Raw genomic sequence first — 7,246 nt, 5'->3', positions numbered from 1 at the left:
TGCGACTCGGTGCTGGGCGGCAACGCGACAAGCGCGCGCCGGCTGCGGGCTGCGGGCTGCGGGCTGCGGGCGGCGGGCGGCGGGCGGCGGGCGGCAACGCAAGATCGTATCGGCGCCGGCTAGCCGGATCACATTGAGCGCGCTGATCGAAGCTCGCCGCGCGCATTGGCGCCATCGTCGACGCGCATGCGACTACGCCGATCTTCCCTTCCGTTTCTAGAGGCCGCCGCGTCGGGCCCAGCGACCTCACCGCCCTCGCCGCTCCGCAAACAATCCTTCGCACCGGTCGCCAGTTGCAATGGGCACGCGCCTTGCTGCTGCACAGCCAGCGACGCGCGCATGAAACGCACGTCGATTATCGCGGCGCGCATGCGCCGAATCGGCAAGACCCTGCAGCCCCCAGTGGCCCTGACGGGCCCAAACAAGGAGAACGGCGATGACCCTCGGAACCATCCTGCTTATCGTGCTCATCCTGCTGCTGATCGGTGCACTCCCAAGCTGGCCCTACAGCAGCGGCTGGGGTTACCGGCCAACCGGCCTCATCGGTGTCGTGCTGATCGTCGTGATCATTTTGCTGTTGATGGGTCGAATATAAGCTGAGGGATTGACGCCTCTGGTCCCCACCCCTTAGAATCTCGGATTCGTCGGAGCGTAGCGCAGCCTGGTAGCGCATCTGATTTGGGATCAGAGGGTCGAAGGTTCGAATCCTTTCGCTCCGACCACGAAAAAGCAAGGGGTTACAAGCCATCGGCCTGTAACCCCTTTCTCATTTCTGCTGCCGGACAAACGGCAGCTGTCAGCGTCTCATCTGCGAAAAGACGTCGCCGCGAGCAATGCCCCGAGCGGCATGCGCGAACGGATTCCCAGCGTCGCGTCGAAGCGCATCACGAGCGGCTCGGCACGGGCCGGGCGCGAAAAACACCGTGTTGATCGTCACACCGTTGGTGGCGGGCATCACCGGATCAGCCCAGACCGTGCCCGTGAACGTATCGCTACGACGCTCGGACAGCGGTTCATGACAGCCCTTCCTCTGCTACGCAATTAAAAATCGACATCCCTGGTTTCGGGGCCCATCAATGCGCCGATCATGCCGAGCAGCCCGCCCACGCACAGCAGCACGACCGAGGTCAGACGCAACGGCATGAACGCGCCGAGCCAGTTCATATAGAACGCGTAGAACGACGGGATGATCACCGACAGACTGAAGCCGACGCCGAAGCCGGTCGCGCGCACGTCCGTCACGAAGCGTTCGTTGATGTACGTGACGATCACGCCCCACGGTGAAGTCACCAGCACCGCGAGCACACAGGTCAGCGCCATGATGGCAGGCAGCGACAGTCCGTCCACGTTGGCGAGCACGTACAGCAGCAGCGCGCCGACGGTCGCGATCAACGGACCGACGATCACGAAGAAGCGGCGCCGGCCGATACGCTGCGCGATCAGCCCCGCGCCGATGTAGCCGAAAAACAGCACGAAATACGTGAGCATCAGCGTCGCGCTCATCTGGAAGCCGCTCAGATGCAGCGTCTTCACGAGCAGGCCCGTCGGCAGGAAGATCGTGATGATGTTCTGCGTGAGCCAGAAGCCCGTCATCATCACCAGCACCTGCAGCAGACTGCGGCCGCTCTTGCCGCGCAGCAGATCGGAAAGCGGCAGCTTTTCGGCGACGGCCGGCTTGTCTTCGGTTTCGCTCTTCCAGATCTCCGATTCGGCGACCTTGCGCACGTAGTACATCGCCAGCAGGCCAACTTCCTCGGCGGCGATCCGCACGACGTGAATATGCCGCTCGACTATTTCGTGAGGGCGGTCGTCGGCGAGAGCCGTAGCTTTCTCGTCGATACCGGCTTCGACGCGGAAGTCGGTGCGCAACGCCGCCGCATCATCACGCATCCGGTCGAACAGGGTCTCGCCGCAATCGGCATTCGCGCCGACGCAGTGGAAGACGTGATCGTCACGCATATGCACTATGACCATGCCGGTAACCGCTCGCTGTTTCCGCAAGCGCGCTATCACGTACAGGACCGGGAAATGGCTTATTGCACGGGCCGCTGCATGTGTCACGGCGCGCTCAATCATCCGTTCGATCCGGAAGACGTGAAGTCGATGGTGGGCCGCGTCTTCGATGGCCGCGTCGCGTTTCACGACGGCGCGTCGCAGATCGCGCCGGGCTTGAGCGTACATCGCGTCGGCGGCCATACCGACGGGCTGCAGGTGGTGCGCGTGCATACGGAGCGAGGCTGGGTCGTGCTCGCGCCGGATGCGTCGCACCTGTACGCGAACATGGAACAGAACCGGCCGTTTCCGGCCGTCTACAACGTCGGCGACGTGATTGAAGCGTATCGCCGCGTGCATGAACTGGCCGATTCCGCGCAACACGTTGTGCCTGGGCACGATCCCGCCGTGCTGACGCGTTATCCGGCCGCGAGCAGGGAGACCGAAGGCTGGATCGTGCGGCTCGATACCGCGCCGCGTTGAGCGGTGTGCTGCCGTTGAACGGCGGAGGAATGCGGGAGGCTGTCGCACCGCTGGGCCGCTGGGCCGCGGGGCCGCGGGGCCACTGGGCCGCTGGCGGCCGGCCCCGGCGGCTAACGAAGCGCCGCCGCGACTCGGCAACTGCGGTCAGCGCCCAGAGCGGGCACCGCGCTTGCGCATCACTGCGCAAACATGGCACTGTGCTAACGCACAGTCACCGCCGCCCGCGCGCAGCGACCCGGCGCCTGCGCAGCGCCACGTCTGTACCCGCGCCTGAAGGAGACCCGCATGGACCTGATCCTCTGGCGTCACGCCGAAGCCGAAGACGTCGCCTCCAGCGATCTCTCCCGCGCGCTCACCACGCGCGGGCGCAAGCAGGCGCAAAACGCCGCCAGATGGCTGCGCACCCGTCTGCCCGATGACGCGATCGTGCTCGTGAGCCCCGCGGTGCGCACGATCCAGACCGCGGAAACGCTGACCGACCAGTATCGCGTGGTGCGCGAAATTGCGCCGAACGCGAGCGCGAACGACGTGCTCGCAGCGGCCGGCTGGCCCGGCGGGATCGCGCAGGCGGTGGTGATCGTCGGACATCAGCCGACGCTCGGTCACGTGGCCGCCCGCCTGATCGGCGACATCCACGCGAGCTGGCCTGTAAAGAAGGCCGGCATCTGGTGGATTGCCAGCCGCGAGCGCGACGGCGAAGACCAGGCGGTGTTGCGTGCGGCCATCACTCCGGATCTGATCTGAGCGCGGCCCTCCCCGACATTACAAGACTCGCGCGCGCGGCTTACGGGCAGTCATCCAATCGTCATCGGTTTGCCATGCAAGCGTCACCACGCGTTACTACATTGGCGAAAAAAGAAATCCCTCTTTTTTCGATCAGGACCGCCAATGCGAGAACTGCCGACGCCCACCCTGCCCTTCGCCTCGCTGCTCGAATCGCGCCGTCTGCCGCGCGCCGAGGAAACGGTTACCGCGCAGCATCGGCTGCAAGTGTCGTGGGCGCGCACCGACGAGGAACTGCGTGAAGCGCAGCGTCTGCGCTACCGCGTGTTCGCCGACGAAATGGGCGCGCGCCTGACCGGACCCCAAGGCCTCGACGTCGACGCATTCGACTCGTACTGCGACCATCTGCTGGTGCGCGATCTCGACACGCTGCAAGTGGTCGGCACCTATCGCGCGCTGCCGCCGCATCAGGCCGCGCGCATCGGCCGCCTGTACGCGGAAAGCGAGTTCGACGTGTCGCGTCTCACGCATCTGCGCGCGAAGATGGTCGAAGTCGGCCGCTCGTGCGTGCATGCCGACTACCGCAGCGGCTCGGTCATCATGTCGCTGTGGGCGGGGCTCGCTGCGTATATGAAGCACAACGGCTACGAGACGATGCTCGGCTGCGCGAGCGTCGCGATGGTCGACGGTGGTCACTATGCGGCGAACCTGTACTGCTCGCTGCGCGAGAGCGCGCTGACGGCGCCGGAATATCGCGCATTTGCGCACACGCCGCTGCCCGTCGACGATCTGCACACGGGCGCCGAGGTCGCGCCGCCGCCGCTCGTGAAGGGCTATCTGCGGCTGGGCGCGAAGATTTGCGGCGCGCCGGCATGGGATCCCGATTTCAACACCGCCGATTTCCTGACGCTGTTCCGCCTGTCCGATATCAATGCGCGCTATGCGCGTCACTTCCTCGGTGATGCATTGCCGCAGTAAGCGCGCTGAACGCGGCCGGTCGCGATGGCCGGCCGGCCCATGCGAAATGAAAAGCCCGACATGTGTTGCCGGGCTTGGTCGTTGAGAATCTCGCGCATGCGCGTTGGCACGCAGCAGCGGCCGCACTTCGGGGCCGCACTTCGGGGCCGCACTTCGGGGCCGCACTTCGGGGCCGCGCATCAATCGTCGGTATACACGACCCGATACGGAATCCCGACCTTCTCCCACTCCGCCGCTTCCTGGATCAGGCTGTAGTCGGTCAACGGATTGTTGGCGACCCACTCGTTCGGCAGACGCACCTCGTAGCCGCCGTTCGCCTGGGTAACCGTGATGCCCGGCAGGCCGACGTCCGCGCGTCGACGGCACAGCAATGCCGCGAGCCGCAGGCAGAACAGCAGCGGCCATTCGACATCGCGCGTCTGCGACAGCTTGCCGAGCTTGCCCGCATGGCCGAGCACAAGCGCGGCGAGGCGCGCCTGGTCGGTGCGCGAAAAGCCCGGCATGTCGGCGTTGCTCGCGATATACGCCGAATGCTTGTGATACGCGCTATGCGAGATCGACAACCCGATTTCATGCAGCGAAGCCGCCCAGCCGATGAACATGCGGTTTTCCACGCGACGTTCTTCGTCCGGCTCGACGAACTGGTCGTAGAAGCTCATCGACAACTCGCCGATACGCCCCGCCTGCGCGCGATCGACGCCATAGCGGCGCATGAAGCCCTCCACCGTCACCGTGCGCATGTCCTCGTGCTGCGAACGGCCTAGCAGGTCGTACAGCACGCCGAGGCGCAGCGCGCCGTCCGTGGTATCGACATAGTCGACGCCGAGTTCGTCGAACACCGCGATCATGATCGACAGGCCACCGGCCAGCACCGGAATACGATCGCCCTTCAACGCGACCAGCTTCAGACGATTGACGTTTTCCGCCTTGATCAGCGCGCGCTTGAGGCGCTCCAGCCCACCGCGCGAGATGCCGTGCGTGACGCCCGGATCGTTGAAGCCATTCGCCTCGACGAGTTCGGCGAGCGCCCGCGCGGTGCCGGACGAGCCAATCGCCTGCTCCCACCCGGTTTTCTTGTATTCGGCGGAAATGATCTGAATTTCACGGCTCGCGGCGAGTTCGGCCTGGCGCATCGTGTATTCGTCGACATTGCCCGCCGGGAAGAATGCGCGGCTGTGGCTCACGCAGCCGATATACAGGCTCTCCATCTTGATCGGCGTGTAGTGCGAACCGATGATGAATTCCGTCGAGCCGCCGCCGATATCCACCACGAGACGCTTGCCCGCGCTCGCGGGCACGGAGTGTGCAGCCCCTGCATAAATCAGGCGCGCTTCTTCACGCCCGGCGATCACTTCGATAGGAAAACCCAGCGCGGCTTGCGCTTCGCCGAGAAACTCGCCCGCGTTCTTAGCGATGCGCAGCGTGTTGGTGGCGACGGCGCGAACATGATCGGGATGAAAGTCGCGCAGGCGTTCGCCGAAGCGCTTGAGCGCATCCCAGCCGCGCACTTGCGAGGCACGGTCGAGCATCTTGTCGCGCGACAGGCCGGCCGCAAGGCGCACCGGCTCGCGCAAGGCGTCGACCTGATAGATCTGGCTGCCCGCGTCGGTTTCCTCGACCCGGCCCACGATCAGGCGGAAGCTGTTCGAGCCGAGATCGACGGCAGCAAGGAGTTGCGGGGTAGTAACCATCGAGTAAGCGGACTCCATGCGTGCGAGCGCGGCGGCGTTCGACGCGGAAGGCGCCGGGTGTCCGCCGGATGCCTTGGGCGCCTTGTGGCCGGCCGCGCTGTTCAAAGACGCCATTCTAAGCGTACCGGACCTCACGATGTCGCCTCGCAGTAATGGGGGTGCCCTATGGTCCCACACACACTGCGTCATAATTACGACACGCAATGAATACGGCGTAGAATTTATAACTTCGAGAATGTCATAACAACGTCATCATACTGTGAGAATTTCCGAGCGTCTTTACGTCTCCCTTCCTGACATTCCATTCTCGCTGCCGATGTCCATCCGCTACCCCTTATTGAATCGCGAGCTGGGCATTCTGGGTTTCAACGAGCGTGTGTTGGCACAAGCTGCCGACCCTGCCGTCCCTTTGCTCGAACGCCTGCGTTTCATCTGCATCACCAGTAGCAACCTCGACGAATTCTTCGAAGTCCGCATGGCCGGACTGCAGGAACAGATGCGCGACAACCCGGGCGCGCTGTCGCCGGACGGCATGTCGCTGCAGCACGTGTACGACCTCGTGGTCGAGCGCGCGCAGAGGCTCGTGCATCGCCAGTACACCATGTTGCACGACACGGTGCTCACCGCGCTCGAAGCAGAAGGCATCTATTTTCACGGCACTGAAGCGTGGAACGAAGCGCAGACCGAATGGGCGCGCGACTACTTCTTCGACGAACTGCTGCCGGTGCTCACGCCGATCGGCCTCGATCCGGCTCACCCGTTTCCGCGCGTGCTCAACAAGAGCCTGAACTTCGTCGTCGAACTCGAAGGCAAGGATGCGTTCGGCCGCCAGGCGATGATGGGCATCGTGCAAGCGCCGCGCGCCTTGCCGCGGCTCGTGCGCATGCCGCAGGAACTGTCAGGCTATCCGCATGGTTTCGTGCTGCTGAGCTCGTTGCTGCAGCGCTTTGTCGGCGAGCTTTTCCCGAACCTGGTGGTGCGCACCTGCAACCAGTTTCGCATCACACGCAATAGCGAACTGTTCGTCGACGAAGACGAAATCACCAATCTGCGTGTCGCGCTGCAGGGCGAACTGCCGGCGCGCCATCTGGGCAACGCGGTGCGGCTCGAAGTGTCGGCGGAGACGCCCACGCATGTCGTGCGGCGCCTGCTCGACGAAAGCGGCCTCACCACCAAGGATTGCTATTTCGCCGACGGCCCCGTCAATCTCGTGCGGCTGATGCAATTGCCGGAGATGGTGGACCGGCCCGACCTGAAATTCGTTCCGCATATTCCAGCGATCCCGCCGCAGATCGCCAACAGCACCAGCATGTTCGACGTGATCGATCAGGGGGACGTGCTGCTGCATCATCCTTATGAGAGCTTTCAACCGGTGCTCG

General features: G+C 64.4%; 6 protein-coding genes, 1 tRNA gene and 2 pseudogenes. 6 read left to right on the top strand and 3 right to left on the bottom strand.

Going from position 1 to position 7,246, the window contains the following annotated elements:
- Window positions 1-436 precede the first annotated feature (436 nt).
- The gene (locus tag VGH68_RS14375; RefSeq protein WP_331604308.1) at window positions 437-595 is read left to right on the top strand and encodes a DUF3309 family protein; all 159 of its coding nucleotides are present in this window, start codon (window positions 437-439) and stop codon (window positions 593-595) included.
- Window positions 596-645: 50 nt separating this feature from the next.
- Window positions 646-722 (top strand) — tRNA-Pro (locus VGH68_RS14370).
- A gap of 185 nt (window positions 723-907) precedes the next feature.
- On the opposite strand, the pseudogene VGH68_RS14365 reads toward VGH68_RS14370, so the two are convergent.
- Window positions 908-1,009 (bottom strand): annotated as a pseudogene (locus VGH68_RS14365) (cupin domain-containing protein); the annotation flags it as partial.
- Between the two features lie 32 nt (window positions 1,010-1,041).
- On the bottom strand, window positions 1,042-1,734 hold the full coding sequence (locus VGH68_RS14360; protein ID WP_331604307.1) for an MFS transporter: 693 nt from the start codon (window positions 1,732-1,734) through the stop codon (window positions 1,042-1,044).
- A 6-nt stretch (window positions 1,735-1,740) separates the two neighbouring features.
- Between VGH68_RS14360 and VGH68_RS14355 the strand changes: the two are divergent.
- From VGH68_RS14355 to VGH68_RS14345, 3 genes and pseudogenes are all read left to right on the top strand, one after another.
- A pseudogene (locus tag VGH68_RS14355) lies at window positions 1,741-2,475 on the top strand (N-acyl homoserine lactonase family protein); the annotation flags it as partial.
- Window positions 2,476-2,760: 285 nt separating this feature from the next.
- A complete protein-coding gene (locus tag VGH68_RS14350) occupies window positions 2,761-3,219 on the top strand; it encodes a SixA phosphatase family protein (RefSeq protein WP_331604306.1) in 459 nt (152 codons plus the stop codon).
- 144 nt (window positions 3,220-3,363) lie between these two features.
- Window positions 3,364-4,176 carry a GNAT family N-acetyltransferase gene (locus VGH68_RS14345; RefSeq protein WP_331604305.1) on the top strand — a complete coding sequence of 271 codons (813 nt, stop codon included), beginning with the start codon at window positions 3,364-3,366 and terminating at the stop codon, window positions 4,174-4,176.
- 179 nt (window positions 4,177-4,355) lie between these two features.
- On the opposite strand, the gene ppx is transcribed toward VGH68_RS14345, so the two are convergent.
- The gene (gene ppx / locus VGH68_RS14340) at window positions 4,356-5,981 is read right to left on the bottom strand and encodes an exopolyphosphatase (RefSeq protein WP_331604304.1); all 1,626 of its coding nucleotides are present in this window, start codon (window positions 5,979-5,981) and stop codon (window positions 4,356-4,358) included.
- A gap of 202 nt (window positions 5,982-6,183) precedes the next feature.
- Here ppx and VGH68_RS14335 point away from each other — a divergent pair.
- Window positions 6,184-7,246 (top strand): polyphosphate kinase (locus VGH68_RS14335; protein ID WP_331604303.1); only part of this gene is annotated, 1,063 nt, incomplete at its 3' end.

It is taken from the genome of Paraburkholderia sp. (assembly GCF_036488505.1).
In the GTDB taxonomy this organism is placed as follows: Bacteria; Pseudomonadota; Gammaproteobacteria; order Burkholderiales; family Burkholderiaceae; genus Paraburkholderia.
This window is presented reverse-complemented; position numbering and strand designations above follow the sequence as displayed.